Source organism: Mesorhizobium sp. C268A (assembly GCF_040324475.1).
GTDB lineage: Bacteria > Pseudomonadota > Alphaproteobacteria > Rhizobiales > Rhizobiaceae > Mesorhizobium.
The window spans coordinates 2,746,676-2,762,279 of the sequence record NZ_JAMYVX010000001.1 but is presented as its reverse complement, the minus strand read 5'-3'; the positions used below and the strand labels follow the sequence as shown (position 1 = coordinate 2,762,279).

Annotated in this window: 15 protein-coding genes and 1 tRNA gene; 8 read left to right on the top strand and 8 right to left on the bottom strand. The window is 63.6% G+C overall.

Annotation, left to right across the window (positions count from 1 at the left end; translation table 11 throughout):
• Positions 1 to 29 precede the first annotated feature (29 nt).
• Genes NKL06_RS13370 through NKL06_RS13355 form a run of 4 tightly spaced genes read left to right on the top strand, consistent with a single transcriptional unit; the run spans position 30 to position 3,623 of the window.
• Positions 30 to 1,037, top strand: a complete 1,008-nt coding sequence (locus tag NKL06_RS13370; protein WP_023692619.1) for an ABC transporter permease subunit — start codon at positions 30 to 32, stop codon at positions 1,035 to 1,037.
• A gap of 26 nt (positions 1,038 to 1,063) precedes the next feature.
• Complete coding sequence (locus tag NKL06_RS13365) at positions 1,064 to 1,948, top strand: ABC transporter permease subunit (protein ID WP_050485757.1); 885 nt, start codon at positions 1,064 to 1,066, stop codon at positions 1,946 to 1,948.
• On the top strand, positions 1,948 to 2,793 hold the full coding sequence (locus NKL06_RS13360) for an ABC transporter ATP-binding protein (protein ID WP_023692618.1): 846 nt from the start codon (positions 1,948 to 1,950) through the stop codon (positions 2,791 to 2,793). Before NKL06_RS13365 ends, NKL06_RS13360 begins: the two co-directional genes overlap by 1 nt.
• The gene (locus tag NKL06_RS13355; protein ID WP_023682050.1) at positions 2,793 to 3,623 is read left to right on the top strand and encodes a dipeptide ABC transporter ATP-binding protein; all 831 of its coding nucleotides are present in this window, start codon (positions 2,793 to 2,795) and stop codon (positions 3,621 to 3,623) included. The genes NKL06_RS13360 and NKL06_RS13355 overlap by 1 nt, the downstream gene beginning before the upstream one ends.
• 123 nt (positions 3,624 to 3,746) lie before the next feature.
• Here NKL06_RS13355 and NKL06_RS13350 read toward each other — a convergent pair whose 3' ends face one another.
• The 6 genes from NKL06_RS13350 to NKL06_RS13325 all read right to left on the bottom strand — a co-directional run bounded on the left by NKL06_RS13350 (position 3,747) and on the right by NKL06_RS13325 (position 9,632).
• Positions 3,747 to 5,543 (bottom strand): ABC transporter ATP-binding protein, encoded by a 1,797-nt coding sequence (locus tag NKL06_RS13350; RefSeq protein WP_031208570.1) that lies wholly within the window; start codon positions 5,541 to 5,543, stop codon positions 3,747 to 3,749.
• Complete coding sequence (locus NKL06_RS13345; protein WP_023692616.1) at positions 5,543 to 6,589, bottom strand: glycosyltransferase family 2 protein; 1,047 nt, start codon at positions 6,587 to 6,589, stop codon at positions 5,543 to 5,545. The genes NKL06_RS13350 and NKL06_RS13345 overlap by 1 nt, the downstream gene beginning before the upstream one ends.
• Positions 6,586 to 7,698 (bottom strand): glycosyltransferase family 2 protein, encoded by a 1,113-nt coding sequence (locus NKL06_RS13340; RefSeq protein ID WP_023692615.1) that lies wholly within the window; start codon positions 7,696 to 7,698, stop codon positions 6,586 to 6,588. Before NKL06_RS13340 ends, NKL06_RS13345 begins: the two co-directional genes overlap by 4 nt.
• Positions 7,695 to 8,876, bottom strand: coding sequence for an acyltransferase family protein (locus tag NKL06_RS13335; protein ID WP_023692614.1), 1,182 nt, complete (start codon positions 8,874 to 8,876; stop codon positions 7,695 to 7,697). Before NKL06_RS13335 ends, NKL06_RS13340 begins: the two co-directional genes overlap by 4 nt.
• Positions 8,876 to 9,064 carry a hypothetical protein gene (locus tag NKL06_RS13330; RefSeq protein ID WP_023669500.1) on the bottom strand — a complete coding sequence of 63 codons (189 nt, stop codon included), beginning with the start codon at positions 9,062 to 9,064 and terminating at the stop codon, positions 8,876 to 8,878. Before NKL06_RS13330 ends, NKL06_RS13335 begins: the two co-directional genes overlap by 1 nt.
• Positions 9,065 to 9,556: 492 nt before the next feature.
• Positions 9,557 to 9,632: transfer RNA gene (locus NKL06_RS13325), tRNA-Thr, on the bottom strand.
• A gap of 72 nt (positions 9,633 to 9,704) precedes the next feature.
• Between NKL06_RS13325 and NKL06_RS13320 the strand changes: the two genes are divergently transcribed.
• Both NKL06_RS13320 and NKL06_RS13315 read left to right on the top strand, forming a co-directional pair.
• Positions 9,705 to 9,926, top strand: coding sequence for a hypothetical protein (locus NKL06_RS13320; protein ID WP_155927300.1), 222 nt, complete (start codon positions 9,705 to 9,707; stop codon positions 9,924 to 9,926).
• A 57-nt stretch (positions 9,927 to 9,983) separates the two neighbouring features.
• A complete protein-coding gene (locus NKL06_RS13315) occupies positions 9,984 to 11,243 on the top strand; it encodes a hypothetical protein (protein WP_023692613.1) in 1,260 nt (419 codons plus the stop codon).
• Positions 11,244 to 11,250: 7 nt separating this feature from the next.
• Here the strand turns inward: NKL06_RS13315 and NKL06_RS13310 are convergent, their stop codons facing one another.
• Complete coding sequence (locus NKL06_RS13310) at positions 11,251 to 12,849, bottom strand: cisplatin damage response ATP-dependent DNA ligase (RefSeq protein WP_023692612.1); 1,599 nt, start codon at positions 12,847 to 12,849, stop codon at positions 11,251 to 11,253.
• A gap of 244 nt (positions 12,850 to 13,093) precedes the next feature.
• Positions 13,094 to 14,104 (bottom strand): ligase-associated DNA damage response exonuclease, encoded by a 1,011-nt coding sequence (locus tag NKL06_RS13305; protein WP_023692611.1) that lies wholly within the window; start codon positions 14,102 to 14,104, stop codon positions 13,094 to 13,096.
• A 104-nt stretch (positions 14,105 to 14,208) separates the two neighbouring features.
• Here NKL06_RS13305 and NKL06_RS13300 point away from each other — a divergent pair, with 104 nt between their 5' ends.
• The gene (locus NKL06_RS13300) at positions 14,209 to 15,141 is read left to right on the top strand and encodes a class I SAM-dependent DNA methyltransferase (RefSeq protein WP_023692610.1); all 933 of its coding nucleotides are present in this window, start codon (positions 14,209 to 14,211) and stop codon (positions 15,139 to 15,141) included.
• A gap of 103 nt (positions 15,142 to 15,244) precedes the next feature.
• Positions 15,245 to 15,601 (top strand): hypothetical protein, encoded by a 357-nt coding sequence (locus NKL06_RS13295; RefSeq protein ID WP_023692609.1) that lies wholly within the window; start codon positions 15,245 to 15,247, stop codon positions 15,599 to 15,601.
• Positions 15,602 to 15,604: the final 3 nt, after the last annotated feature.

Sequence of the window (15,604 nt, the reverse complement as noted above, 5' to 3'; positions counted from 1 at the left end):
GCGCAATCAGGCGCCGCCCGCTTTTCAAGATGCTCCGATATCTCCTAAACAAAATCGTCTTGGTGCTGCCGACGCTGATCGGCATCACCATCTGCGCCTTCGCTTTCGTCAGGCTGCTGCCTGGCGATCCCATTCTTGCCATGGCCGGCGAGCATGGCGTGTCGCCCGAGCGTTACGCGGAACTGAAGGAACAGTTCGGCTACAATTTGCCGATCTGGCAGCAATACGCGCATTATGTCCGCGATGCCGCGACCGGCAATTTCGGCGTGTCGATTTCGTCCAAGCGGCCGGTCATCGAAGATTTCATGACGCTCTTCCCGGCAACCGTCGAGCTCTCAGTCTTCGCCATGATCTTCGCCATGGTGCTGGCCATCCCGGCCGGCATCATTGCTGCGGTCAAACGCGGCTCCTGGTTCGACCAGGGGCTGATGGGCACCGCCCTTGTCGGCTATTCCATGCCGATTTTCTGGTGGGGTCTGCTGCTGATCATCTTTTTCTCCGGCTATCTCGGCTGGACCCCGGTTTCAGGACGCATCGGCCTTCAGTTCTTTATCAAGCCGATCACCGGCTTCCTGACCCTCGACAGCCTGCTCTACGGCAAATGGGATGCTTTCCGCTCGGCATTGAGCCACCTGGTGCTGCCGACAATTGTGCTCGGCACCATCCCGCTGGCGGTGATCGCGCGCCAGACGCGCTCGGCCATGCTCGAAGTGCTGGGCGAAGACTATGTGCGGACCGCCCGCGCCAAGGGCCTGTCGTCGTCCCGCGTCATCGGCGTGCATGCGCTGCGCAATGCGCTGATCCCGGTGGTCACCACCATCGGCCTGCAGGTCAGTACCCTGCTCGCCGGCGCCATTCTCACAGAAACCATCTTCGCCTGGCCGGGCATCGGCAAGTGGATGGTCGAATCCATATCCAAGCGCGACTATGTCGTCGTGCAGTCAGGCTTGCTGCTGATCGCCCTTATCGTCATGGCCGTGAACCTGATCGTCGACGTGCTTTATGCCGTCATCAACCCGCGCATCAGGGCGGCGTGATGAGCCAGTCGACCGAAATCGCCCCGATGGCCGCCGGCAACCCTGACCGACTGACCGGCTTCAGGACTTTCTGGCACTATTTCTCGGTAAACCGCGGCGCCGTCATCGGCCTGTTCGTCTTCATCCTTTTGGTGCTGGCCGCGCTCTTTGCACCGCTGCTGGCACCCTATGCGCCCGACATCCAGGACAAGACCGCTTTCTTGCGTCCGCCGGCCTGGCAGGCAGGCGGCAGCATGGAATATCTGCTTGGCACCGACGCGGTCGGCCGCGACATGCTCTCGCGCCTGCTCTATGGCGCGCGTTTCTCGCTGCTCATCGGCGCCGTCGTGGTCACGCTGGCGCTTGTCGGCGGCATCACGCTCGGCCTTTTGGCTGGCTATTTCCGGGGCTGGGTCGACGTGGCGATCATGCGGGTCATGGATCTGATCCTGTCCTTTCCGTCGCTGCTCTTGGCGCTGGTTCTGGTCACCATCCTCGGCCCCGGCCTGTTCAACGCCATGCTGGCCATCGCGCTTGTCCTGCAACCCCACTTTGCCCGTCTGGTGCGCGCTGCCGTCATGGCCGAAAAGAGCCGCGAATATGTGGTCGCCGCCAAGGTCGCCGGCGCCGGCCATATAAGGCTTATGCTGCGCACCATCCTGCCCAACTGCCTGGCGCCGCTGATCGTGCAGGGCACGCTGTCCTTCTCCAACGCCATCCTGGAGGCGGCCGCTCTCGGCTTTCTCGGCCTTGGCGCCCAGCCGCCGACACCGGAATGGGGAACCATGCTCGCCTCGGCGCGTGAATTCATCCTGCGCGCCTGGTGGGTGGTGACCTTCCCCGGTCTGGCCATCCTCATCACCGTGCTTGCCATCAACCTGATCGGCGACGGTCTGCGCGATGCGCTCGATCCGAAGCTGAGGAGGTCGTAATGGCGCTGCTCGACATCCGCAATCTCGTCGTCGAGTTCCAGACCGCATCCGGCCCGTTCCGCGCGGTCGATGGCGTCTCGCTCCATGTGAACGAACGTGAAGTGCTGGCCATCGTCGGCGAATCCGGCTCCGGCAAGTCGGTGTCGATGCTGGCTGTGATGGGGCTGTTGCCGTGGACGGCGACGGTCACTGCCGACCAGATGAGCTTCAACGGTCGCGATCTTCTGAAGATGAGCCCGGCCGACCGTCGCAAGATCGTCGGCAAGGACATGTCGATGATCTTCCAGGAGCCGATGGCCAGTCTCAATCCGTGCTTCACCGTCGGCTTCCAGATCGAGGAAGTGCTGCGCTTCCATATGGGCATGGACAAGGCCCAGCGTCGCGAGCGCGCCATCGAATTGCTGACGCAGGTCGGCATTGCCGAGCCGGCCGAACGGCTGAACTCGTTCCCGCACCAGATGTCGGGCGGCCAGTGCCAGCGGGTGATGATCGCCATCGCCATCGCCTGCAATCCCAAGCTTCTGATCGCCGACGAGCCGACCACCGCGCTCGACGTTACCATCCAGAAGCAGATCCTCGACCTGCTGGTCTCGCTGCAGGTCAAATACGGCATGGGCCTGATCATGATCACCCACAATATGGGCGTCGTCGCCGAGACCGCCGACCGCGTCATCGTCCAGTACAAGGGCCGCAAGATGGAAGAGGCCGACGTGCTGTCGCTGTTTGAATCGCCGAAGAGCAATTACACCCGCGCGCTTTTGTCGGCGCTGCCGGAAAATGCCGTCGGCGACCGGCTACCGACCGTCTCGGACATGCTGTTCGAACCGGCTGCCGGGGGCGTCTGATGAGCATCAAGGTCGTCGAAGGCAAGGACATCGTGCGCGACTATCACGTCGGCGGCGGCCTGTTTCGCGGCGCGCGCACCGTGCATGCGGTCAAGGGCGTCTCGTTCAGCGTCGACAAGGGCAAGACGCTGGCCATCGTCGGTGAATCGGGCTGCGGCAAGTCAACGCTGGCGCGCATCATCACGCTGATCGATCCGGCAACGTCGGGCGAACTGTTCATCGACGGCAACAAGGTCGACATCGCAAGGAACGGCCTGACCAGGGAGATGCGCCGCAAGGTGCAGATCGTCTTCCAGAACCCTTACGGATCGCTCAATCCGCGCCAAAAGATCGGAGATGTGCTGGGCGAGCCGCTGCTCATCAACACCGACAAGCCGGCCGAAGAGCGGCGCGACCTCGCCATGAGGATGCTGAAGAAAGTCGGCCTCGGAACCGAGCACTACAATCGCTATCCTCACATGTTCTCGGGCGGCCAGCGCCAGCGCATCGCCATTGCCCGCGCGCTGATGCTGAACCCGAGCCTGCTGGTGCTTGACGAACCGGTCTCCGCGCTCGATCTTTCGGTGCAGGCGCAGGTGCTCAACCTGCTCGCCGACCTGCAGGACGAATTCCAGCTGACCTATGTCTTCATCAGCCACGATCTGTCGGTCGTGCGCTACATCGCCGACGATGTGATGGTGATGTATTTCGGCGAAGCCGTCGAATACGGCTCGCGCGAGGAGGTCTTCGCCGACCCCAAGCACAACTACACCAGGACGCTGTTCGCCGCGACGCCGCGCGCCGACGTCGCCTCGATCAAGGCGCGGCTGGCGAAGAAGAAGGCCGCCTGACCTCTCACCGAGAATTGTTTTTGAACAATCGGAAATGCGTCGCGGCGGTGGTTTGCCGGCAGGATTGATCGCGATCTGCGAGCTGCCGGGCGTAAGCCGCGTCGCAGGTTGGGGTGCGCCCCATCACTCACCCGCTCCGTGCTGGTAAAGCTCGTCCATGCTGAGCATTGCCAGGGTTGCGAAGGGGGCCTGTTTTTTCACCCGACCGCGGCTCAAGATCACCACGTCGTCGCAGAACGATATGGTGCTGTAATGATGACTGATGACAATGGTGGTGCGGCGGCCGGCCCGCGACTTCAGCGTCTCGACAATAGCGGCTTCTGACAACCCATCCACCGCACTGGTGGCTTCGTCGAGGATGAGAATATCGGGATCGCGCACCAGCGCCCGCGCCAGGGCGATCCTTTGCCTTTGTCCGGCTGACAGGTTGATGCCCCGGTATCCGACCAGCGTCGCGTAACCCTGCGGCAGGTGCTCGATGAATTGATGTGCCTCGGCCAGCCTTGCGGCGCGCATGGCGTCGCTGGCCGAGGCCGTGTCGTAGCCGTAGATAATGTTTTCAAAAATGGTGCCATCGACCAGTTCCAGCTCCTGACTGGCCAGGGCAATGTTCCGCCGCCACTGGCTTGGGTCGACTTCATCGAGCGGTGCCCCATCGACGAGGATCCTGCCGCTGTCGGGTTTGACGAAGCGGCACAGGAGATTGACGATCGTCGTCTTGCCGGCGCCCGAGCGGCCGATCAGCGCCGTCGAGCGGCCGCTGCGGATATCGAACACCGCCTTATGCAGCACCGCCTCGCGCGCGTCGGGGCCTGACAGGGGACCGGAATAGGCGAAGCTCACATCATCGAAGCTGATCCCTTGGCGCAAGCCGTCGAACGGCAGGCTGCCCTGCGGCGCCTCGGGCTTGTCGGAAGGATCGAGCAGCCATTGTACCTCCTCCAGCGAGCCGCTCATGCCTTGCAACTGACTCCAGGACATCTGCAAGGCGCGCATATGCGGCTGCAGTCGGTAGAGCAGGATGAGGAAGGCGACGGTCAGCGGGAAGCTTACATTCGCCAGCCAGGCTCCGATCACCACCGCCAGGAACAGCATCGCGTGCAACACCTCGGTCAGTGGCGGCAAGACGCCCTGGCGGATTGAAAGCACGAAAGCCGCCCGCCGCACCCCGTCGGACGCTTTGGCGAAGACCGCCTTTTCGCGGTTCTCCTGCCCGAAGATGCGAATTAGGCGCCCGGCATGCACCAGATGCAGCATCTGCGACGCCAGTGCGCTGTTGCGCGAGACGACGCTGCGGCTCGGCGCCTTCAGATTGGACGACAAAACCCCGTGCGCCAGCTGGACGAGCGCCAGCCCTAGCGTCACCAGCAGCGTCATCTGCCAGGACAGGAGCAGGAGGAAGGCGAGCAGGATGACGGCGGCCGAGGCACTGACGATCGCGCCGAGCAGCGCCTGGATAGCGTCGGACGCTCGCCAGGATTCGTTGGAGATGATGTTGAGCAGTCGTCCGGGGCTTTGCTGCAGGAAAAAGGGGTAGCCGACCCTGAGCAACTGATCCGACAGTGCGCCGCGGATCGAGTAACCTGCCTTGCCGTAGATGAAGCTGGTCAGCAGCGTGTTGGCGAAGGCAAAGACATTCTTCAGCACGATCGAACCGAGGATCGCGGCCGAAATGGCAATCAGCCGCTCGCGCTCGCCGAGGTCCGCTCCAACCTGCTGGAGGAGGGCGGAGAAACCGGCCATGCCTGATGTTTCGCCACGCCCCATAATGATGCCGAGCAGCGGAATGATGAGGCCGATGCCGAGGCCTTCGAGCGCGGCGCCCGCAAGCCCGAGCCCCACCACGACGGGAACGAGCCGCAACAGCCTGCCACCAAGCGCGCGGCGCAGCATTGGCAGGGCTGACGGAACAAGTGACATTATCGCGCTCTGGCCTCCGCATTGGCTTCGCTGGCTTGCTGGTCCTGGCGCAGGGGCAACCGTTTTGGCCATCCCATTATGACGAGCAGCGCAAATCTGGCGGCACCTGCCAGATTCATGACGACAATAGGCCAGTGCGACAGATCGAGATCGCGGTCGAAGCGAGGACGGCCCACCAGTTCCTGGAACGCGGCCCGTGTGGACCAATAGACATGGCGAAGCAGCCAAGGCGCGTGGCGGACATGTTTCAGGCACAGCGCACCATTGCCGAGGCTATAGTCGCGGTGCAGCCTGTCGATCGATTTGCGGTCTCGCCGGCCGTGATGATGCAGGACCGTCATGTCGGGCACATACTCGACCGGCATGCCGAGCAACATTGCCCGCACGAGATAATCCGTATCCTCAGCCGAGCGCAGCGGGCCGCCAGCGCCGAAGCGTTCGTCGAACGACCCGATGCGGGCCGCGACGTCGCGGTGCATGGTCATGTTGCAGCCGAGCACGAAGCCGCCTGGGTGGACCGCCGGGGTCAGCCGCTCGCGCACCTCGCAGCGCTTGATGGTGAAGGGCAGGTCCCGGGCATCACCGAGCTCGACGCGGCCGCCGCGGATCAGCCACTTCTCGCCGCTCCGGTAGTGCCGCTCGAGGTCGAGGAGATAGTCGCGATCGAGCTTGCAGTCATCGTCGATGAAGACCAGCACGCGGCCTCGCGCTCGCGCCAATCCGGCATTGCGCGCAGCGGCCAGTCCGGGGCGAGGCTCCGAGACGGCTGTGACTGGGATGTCTGATGTTTCGGCGATACTGGCCAGCCGCTTTGACGTGCCGTCCCGTGAACCATTGTCGACCACCACCAACTCAGCCGCGAAGGCGGCGTGCGCCCGGCATGCAGCCTGGATCGAGGCTATGCAGGCCTCCAGCACAGCGGCGCGGTCGCGCGTGCAGACGATGAAGCTGACTTCGAACGAGGTCCGCTCCGATCGGGGAGTTGTCGGGACAAGCGCACTCGCAAACGGGTGATCTTGCAGGAGCGGGTGGGGCCTGTCGTTCATACCAGTCCCCGCTGATAACGCGCAAGCACCGCTTCGGCCGGCGTGGTTTTGAAGAAGTACGCTACCGCGTCCGCCCGTTTTCCGGCCTCTATCGAGGCCAGGCTGAGCCATGGCGCCCAGACGCCCGGACGCAGCGCATATTTTTCGCGGCGCCGGATGAAGTTCCATCTCGCAGTCCGCGTGAGCAATTCGTGCGTCAGCGGCGGTTCTTTTTCGTCGCTGACGAGCTGGTAGAGGAAATAGAACAGGTTCAGCGCGCCGGCCGCGAAGCTTGGCCGTGTGCCGGCCGGCAGCGCGGAAATCCGCTCTTCCAGCGCACGGATGAAATCGGCTGCGCGCGCAACCGTGTCGAAAGAGACGGCCTCGCCGATGTCGCGCAGATCCGCGGTGGCTTCCGCTAGCCCCTCACGCTCGAGATTTTCGGCCACGATCCGCAAATGCGTCCTGCGCATTTCCTTGGCATGCCGCATGGTCACGCTTCCCGCATGGATGCGATAGACGAGCAGGTTATCGGGCGACAGGGTCGCCGGGAAACGGCGAGCAAGCCGCCTGAAGAGATCGAAATCCTCGGCGTGCCTGTATTCGGGATCGTAATAGAGATCGTCGTTCCCTATAACCTTCCTGTTGTAGACCACCGTCGGATGCATGAATATCGTAAAGAACATCGACAATATGTCGAGCCGGCCGAGCCGGAACACCGGGTCGAGCCTGCCCTTGGCGATACGGCCGTGAAGCAAGGTATCGACGCAGGCGCCGCAGAAGCCGAGCTCGGGCCGCCGCTCGAACAGGGCCACCTGGCGCGAGAGGCGCCGGGGATAGGCGACATCGTCCGCATCCATTCGCGCAACCAGCTCGCCCTGGGCCAGCCGTAGGCCTTCATTGAGGGTGGCGACGAGGCCGCGGTTCTCACGTGAGATGACAGAAACGCGATTGTCGGCCCGGCGGTATCGTTCGAGGATCTCGAGCGAATTGTCAGTCGACCCGTCATCGATAGCGATGACCTCCAGGCGATCGTAGTCTTGCCGCAGAATGCTCCCCAGCGCAGCGGCGAGATAAGGCCCGGCATTGTAGACAGGCAGCAGGACGGAGACGAGCGGCGCGGCGGTCATCTCTGCGCATCCGTTCGCTGGAGATCGAGCGCGGCGCGGCCATCGGGGGATCCGCTGGGATAGGCGTCCGCCGTTCTGCCGAGCCAGCCGGCATCGCCGGCGCGTGCCTGGGAGCGGCGGCGCGCGACATAGGGGAAGCGGCGCTTGACGCCGTTGAGCGGCTTTTCGAAAGCCGTCCACGAGATCGAAGCGACGGCGATCGTGGCGGCGCTCGCGACCAGGAAACGCCCTGGCCCCTGCTCCGAGACATTGAGCGGGATCCAGGGCTGTGACTTGACGGCGAGCGAAAGAAGGATCGGATGGTAAAGATAGACGCCGTAGCTGATGCGGCCCAGTGACAGCAGCGGTGGCAGTTCGAAAACCCTGCCGAGGACGCCGCCAAGGCCGGCTGAACAGGCGGCGACAACGGCCACCAGCGGCACTAGGGGCAGGATCTGCAGTAACGCCCAGCGGGCCCATTCCAGCATAGGATCGGCCGGCGCAGGGATAAGCCACTCAATCGCCAGGAAGACAGCCGCAAGGGCTGGCCAGCCTAGCCGCATCCATTGCGGCAGGCCGGCGCCTCTGGTCCGCCGGCAGGCAAGCAAAGCACCAAACGCCAGCGCGTCCATCGATGCTGGCGGCAGCAGGTCGCGCGCTAGCGCCGGGGTGGCGGTGATCGGCCAGTAGAAGCGATAGGCCAGCGACAACAGGATGACGCCGATAGTGATCGCTTCCACCCGCCGGCGGGGTGCGAGAAGCACGACCAGCGGCCAGGCGATATAGAACTGCTCCTCGATGCTCAGGCTCCAGAAATGGCAGAGTAGCCAGGGCGTCCATTCGTTGCGCAGCGCGTACCAAAAATTCGACAGGTAAAGCGCATGCCAGACGAGCGATCCACTGGACTGCTCCAGATCGGTCAGCCAGACGAACCCAAGCACGGCGAAATAGGGCGGGAATATGCGCAGCGCGCGCCTGATGTAGAAGGAACTCAATGCAGGGCCGGCTTTGAATTCGGCCGCGGCGCGCGCTTCGAGCAGCAGTCGTGTGATCAGGAAGCCGCTCAGCACAAAAAAAAGCCGCACCCCGATGTGGCCCCAAAAGGAGGACCCGTTGGGTGCAAGGAAATGGGAATAGAGAACCATCGTGACAGCGATGGCGCGCAGAGCGTCCAACTGATTGTCACGCGCGACCGCCATCAGCCATTTCCGCCGGTCTGAAATCTCCGATGAAGCCAGCGGCCCTGCATTCCGGGCCTCAGGTCGAGGCCTGCCAGCGTCGAGAGTGCGCCGACAACATCAAACCCGCGCCTTTTGCGCGGGGCAGCCTCGAAATCGGTGCTGGCCAGCGAAAAATTCAAGCTGATCAACTTGGCGGAATCCTCCACGGCGCACTTCCCAGTACCAAATCCCCCAAGAAATGGTGCAACCGGGCAATGGTGCAGTGCAACACAAAATATCTATCGAGCTGTAATATTTGTGTGAGTTAGTGCTAAAAATGGGTATGATTTGCGAGTGCGTTGCGTCACTGAGGGTTTTTCACGTCCGCAATGCTGTACGAGAAGTGGTACCATGTCAGAAAAGACCCGGTTTAATTACACAACTATAATCCGGAGTGTCTGATATAGGTCAAAATTGACGAAGATTATTCTAAGGTAGTGGTTTTGTATCTTATAAATTATGCTTGTAGTGTCGGGTTCTCTAGGTTGTCGATCTTGCGCGATGCAGCATAGTCGATGGTCAAGCGTCTGACGACGCAATCCTGTGGCGGCGGCCATATGGCGCATGTCGACGAGGCAGACGGGAAGTGCCGGTGTTGGCGTAGGGAGTGACGTGCATTAGCCTTGCACCTGCCGTCACGCTTGCGTCGGATGGAGAACTGGTGCCGCTTAGGTGACTCGAACACCTGACCCCATCATTACGAATGATGTGCTCTACCAACTGAGCTAAAGCGGCCCAGGAAGCGCGAAGCCTCCAGGATCGGCTGGGTGATAGACTCAACCGGCCGCTAATTCAAGATGGGCAACCGTGATTTCAAGGCTGGATCCGGCAATTCGTTCCGTCATTTTCCATTGGCGCGGAATAAGCCATCGCCTCGTTTGCTTTTTCGATTACGCGGAGACGTCGCGCCGGACTGCGCGCAAATCGCCCGGCAAGGCGGCAAACGGACTGATTTTATTGCTAAAAGGCATCGAAATGGGCGTTGAACAGGCCTGTAAGGCAGAATGCGGGCGCTCGCCCGTTGATTGATTGGTCGCCTGCGGCTAACGATCATGGCAATGTAAGCGAACGGACAGGGGAATTCGCTTGGACGCGATCGAAAAAGCGATCCGCAACGCCTTCGAGAAAGGCAACGCCGAGGACCGGGCATTTCGCGAGCGGGTCTATCGGTCGGCTTTCGCGGCGCTCGACCGCGTGCTCCAGGCCAATCCCGGCGTGACGGTGGAAGCCGCCATCAAGCGCCGTAAGGCGGTGCAGGAAAAGATCGCCGAGATCGAATCCGAATTCCTGCCCGCGGTCCCCGATGTCGCCGCGCAGACGCAGAGCGCTGCGCCGACGCAGAGCGCTGCGCAGACGCAGAGCGCTGCGCAGACACAAGATACCGCGCTGACGCAACGCGTTGCGCAGCCGCAAGACGCCGTACAGGGCGCCGCCGAAGCGCCCGCGGTCGATGCCCCGACAGGTGTCGCGGCCGGACCGTCGCCGGCGATCGTCGTTGATGGACCGGTTCAGCCCGAGGCATCCGACGCGCCGCGTTCGCGCGTGCTGCCGGTCGTCCCCGACATCATGCCTGACGCCACGCTGCCCGGCGCCCCGGCGATCGATATGGCCGATTCCGCGCCGGCCGAGGCCGCGGCGGAAGTGGCGCCTGACCGCGATGAAAGGCGGATAAGGGGCCGCCGCCTGCCGCTGACGGCGATCTTCTTTGGCGTGACGTTGCTCGCCGCCGCCGGCATCGGCCTCTATTTCGCCGTGCAGACCGGGGTGTTCAAGACGCCGGCGCAGCTCGACACGGCGCCGCCCGAAGCGCCGCCGACCGTCGACGATGACGACTTCACGCCGCCTGCCGGTACAACTGAGCCGCAGCAGCCTGGCGCGCCGCAGCAGCCTGGTGTCGCCGAACAGACGCGCGACTGGATCAACGTGTTTACACCCACCGATCCAACGCATGTGGCGACCCCGTCCGACGCCAAGGCCGATGTCGTGCAGGACGACACCGGCTCCTTCCTGCGCATCCGCTCCGGTGCTTCCGGCTCGGCCATCAGCTTCGATGTCGGGCAGGGCGTGCTGGAGAAGCTTGCCGGCAAACATGCCGTGTTCGACATCGTCGCCCGCGCCGAGGACGGCAAGAACACGCAGATCTCCGTCGACTGCAATTTCGGCGATCTCGGCGATTGCGGCCGCAAGCGCTATGCGGTCGGCCAGCAGCGTAACGAATATCTGTTCGACGTGAAATTCCCCGACAAGCCCCCGGGCGCCGCCGGCAGCATCGCCATCAACTCCGACTTCGACAAGCAGGGCAAGGCGGTCGACATCTACGAGATCCGCGTCTCGATCGAACCGTGAGCGCTGCCTAGCGATCCAGCAGCGCCTGCAGCGTCTCGATGCGGTCGGCTTCGGCGGTCGGCTTGTCCCAGCGCAGCCGTGAGATGCGCGGAAATCGCATCGCAACGCCGGATTTGTGGCGAGTCGAACGGTTGAGACCTTCGAACGCCACCTCCAGCACCAGGCCTTGGCTGCGGTCGGCGCGCACCGAGCGCACCGGGCCGAAACGCTCGACCGTGTTGTCGCGGACAAATTTGTCGATCTGCTTCAGCTCCTCGTCGGTGAAGCCGAAATAGGCCTTGCCGACCGGCACCAGTTCCTCTGCGCCTTCCGGCCCCGACCAGACGCCGAACGTATAGTCGGAATAAAAGCTTGACCGCTTGCCATGGCCGCGCTGCGCATACATCAGCACAGCATCGACCGTGTGCGGATCGCGCTTCCACTTGAACCACGGGCCTTTCGGCCGTCCCGCGAGATAGGGCGAATCCCAGCGCTTCAGCATCACGCCTTCGATGATCGGGTGCGGCGGCGCGCGGCGCAGTTCCTCCAGCGTTTGCCAATCCGGGAATTCGACGAATGGCGACAGATCGAAACGGTGCGGGTCCAGCGTTGTGATGAAGGCCTCAAGACGGGCCCGCCGCTCGCGGAAAGGTAGCGCGCGCAAATCTTCGCCGTTGATCTGCAGCGCATCGTAGCAGCGCATGAACGCCGGGTATTGCTGCTGTATCTTCGGGGCCACGCTCTTGCGATTGAGCCGCTGTTGCAGGTCCGAAAAGGTGCCGGTCGCCACCGGCTCGCCGACCAGCAATTCACCATCGAGCGCGGCGGAAAAATCCATTGCCTGGGCGAGATCGGGGAATGCGCCGGACACATCGTCGCCGGTGCGCGAATAGAGCCGGCGCACGCCGCCCTCGCACACCGCCTGAACGCGGATGCCGTCCCATTTCCATTCCGCGGCATAGTCGGCCGGATCGAGCTTTTCGAGGTCGCCGTCGCCGACCGGGTTCGACAGCATCACCGGACTGAACAGGGCAAGTGCGGTCCGCTTCGGCTTCTCGGCCTTGCCTTCCAGCCACGCGAACAGCGAGATATAGGGCGGCGTCAGCCCGTGCCACAGCTCCTCGATCTCGGCGACATCGACCTTGCCGAAATCGGCCAGCGCCTGTTTGGCCAGCCGCGCCGAAACGCCGATGCGCAAGCCGCCGGTGACCAGCTTGATGATGGCAAAGCGCGCTGAAATGCCGGCGCTGTCGAGCAGCCCGGCCAGCACCTTGGGTCCGTCCGAGCGGCTCGCCGCCTGCAGCTTCGCCACGACGTCGCCAAGCGTCGGCTCCCGGTTGGGGATATGTCCCGGCGTTTGCGGCCAGACCAGCGACACGGTTTCAGCGAGGTCGCCGACATAGTCGTAGGAATAGCCGAACAGCACCGGATCCATGCGCTCGGTGACCAGCGTGCGCAGCATCGCCGGCTTGACCGCCGCAATGTTGAGGTCGCCGGTGATAGCCGCCAGCGCCAGCCCGCGGTCGGGGTCCTCGACGCTACGGAAATAATCGACGAGCAGCGTCAGCTTGCCATTGCGCGACGGCGTCAGCACCAAGCGGTCGAGGAGTTCGGCAAAGCGGTTCATGGATGCAAGGACCGCGTTGACGGCAGAGGTTTGCGTTCTGGCGCACCCCCCTCTGTCCTGCTGGACATCTCCCCTGCAAGGGGGGAGATTGGCAGCCTTGATCTTGCCGCCCATCTTGCGAGGTTGGCGATTGGCGAAAGCGGAGGTGACATCTGATCTCCCCCCTTGCGGGGGAGATGGCCGGCAGGCCAGAGGGGGGTGGGAAGGATCGCCGCGCCGGCGATTTCTGGATCAAAAATCACCATCAATCGCCCTCGTCCTCATATCCCACCAGGTGCAGTGGCCTGGCGGCGATGCCTTCCAGCTCGCACCAGCGCACCAGCGCTTCCTCGCGGCCATGCGTCACCCAGATTTCGCCGGCGCCCGTCTCCTTGACGGTGGCGGTCAGTTCATCCCAGTCGGCATGGTCGGAAATGATCAGCGGCAGTTCGACGCCGCCTTGCTTGGCGCGCTGGCGGATGCGCATCCAGCCCGAGGCGAAGCACGAGATCGGGTCGGGAAAGCGCCGCGCCCAGCGGTCGGCGAAGGCCGATGGCGGGCCGACAACGATGGCCCCGGTGAAATCCTGCTTGCCGCCGCTGTCGACGGTTGCCGGCTCCAGAATGCCGAGGTCGATGCCCTGGTTCTGGTAATATTCGCTGAGCTTGGCCAGCGCGCCGTGGATATAGATCGGCTTGTCATAACCGGCATCGCGCAGCAGCCGCATCACCCGCTGTGCCTTGCCCAGCGCATAGGCGCCGACCAGATGCGATCGCTCGGAAAACTGCGCCGCCGATTTGAGCAGGCGGGCGATCTCCTCCGTGTCGGGCGGATGGTGAAACACCGGCAGGCCGAAGGTCGCCTCGGTGATGAACACATCGCATTGGACCGGTTCGAACGGTGCGCAGGTCGCGTCCTTCTGGCGCTTGTAGTCGCCGGAGGCGACGATGCGCCTGCCCTTGTGCTCGACCGCGATCTGCGCCGAGCCCAGCACATGGCCGGCCGGATGGAAGGTGACGCTGACATCGTTCAGCGCCATCGCTTCGCCAAGCACGGCCGCTTGCGTTGTCCCGGCAAAATCCTCGCCATAACGCAACCCCATAATGTCGAGCGTCTGCTGCGTCGCCAGCACCGAACGATGGCCGGAGCGGGCATGGTCGGAATGGCCATGCGTGATTAACGCCCGGTCGACTGGCCGCACCGGGTCGATGAAGAAATCGCCGGATGGGCAATAAAGGCCTTCAGGCCGGGGATGAAGCAGTTCGCTGGCGCGCATCCACTCAAGATAGTGGCTAATTCCAGCGCGGGAAGCCTGTTGCAAGAGACTGCTGACTCGGCCTACAGCCAGCCACCGGCCGCATAGCCGGCGGGGCCATCGCCATGCAACCGCTGAAAATCTCGTCCGGCGACCTGACCGCCGACCGTCGCGCCGACTATGCCGAGATGCTTTTCGGCTCGGGCGAGCACGCGGCAGCGGCGGAGCTGCTGCTCGGCGCGCTGGAACTGGCGCCCCAATGGGCGGCGGGCTGGTTCCGTCTTGGCGAGATGCAGGAGACGGCCGAGCGGCTCGACGTGGCGGCTCAAGCCTGGGCGACGGCGCTGAAACTGGACCCGGTGGATCGCCTGGGTGCTGCGCTGAAGCTGCAGCTGATCGGCAAGGCGCCGGCTGCCGCAGCGCCACCCAGCGCCTTCGTCGAGACGCTGTTCGACCACTATGCCGAGACTTTCGAGGACTCGCTGGTCGACAAGCTCGGCTACCGGCTGCCGGAGTTTCTCGATCGCGCCATTCGCGCGGCAAGACCGGGCCGCTTTTCGCTGGCGCTCGATCTCGGTTGCGGCACCGGCCTGATGGGCGAGAAACTGCGGCCGGTCGCCGAACGGCTGGAGGGCTACGATATCTCCGCCGCCATGCTGAAAAAGGCCCGCGCCAAGGGCGTCTACGACCTGCTCGCCAAGGCCGATCTGCAGCATTTCGCCTATGCCGGGCCGAAAGCCGATCTGGTGGCGGCGGCCGACGTGTTCATCTATGTCGGCGCGCTCGATCGCGTGGTGAAGACCGTCGCCGGCATTCTGGCCACCAATGGCCTGTTTGCCTTTTCCGTCGAAACGCCAGCCAAGGGCGGGGCGGGCGGCGACGCCGGTTTTGCGCTGCAGCCGTCTCGTCGCTACGCCCATTCTCAAGCCTATGTCGAGCGGGTGCTTGCCGCAAACGGCCTGTCGGTGCTGTCGATGCAGCCGACCGTCATCCGCTGGGATCGCCGCCAGCCGGTCGGCGGGCTTGCCGCGCTGGCGGTGCCCTCGTCCAAGGGTTGATGTCTCGTCTGTTCGAAAACGTGAATAGGATTTTTGCGGCTGGCGCGGCATCAGGTAGGATACAAGCCGAGAAAAGCCCTCGGCAGGCATTGAGGAGGAACACATGCGCTGGAACATGATGGTCTTGGCGTCCTGCCTGGCGATGGCCGGCTGCAGCAGCTCGATGTCGGAGCGGCAGGACCAGGACGTACAATCGTCGCTGCAGTATGACAATGTGCCTTGCGACCAGTTGCTGGCGCAGCGCAACGAACTGGCGCAGCAATACCATCTGTCGACGGACGCCAAGCCGAGCTTCTCCAATCCGGCGATGGGCTTCGGCCCGTTCACGCCGGATATGCGCTCCAAAAGCAAGCGCGACACCGACTTGGCAAGCGGCCAGATCGATGCCATGAACCGCTCGATCGTCCGCCGCGACTGCGGCACGCCCAACAAGCAGAAGAAGTTCAGTCTGCCGAGCTGAACC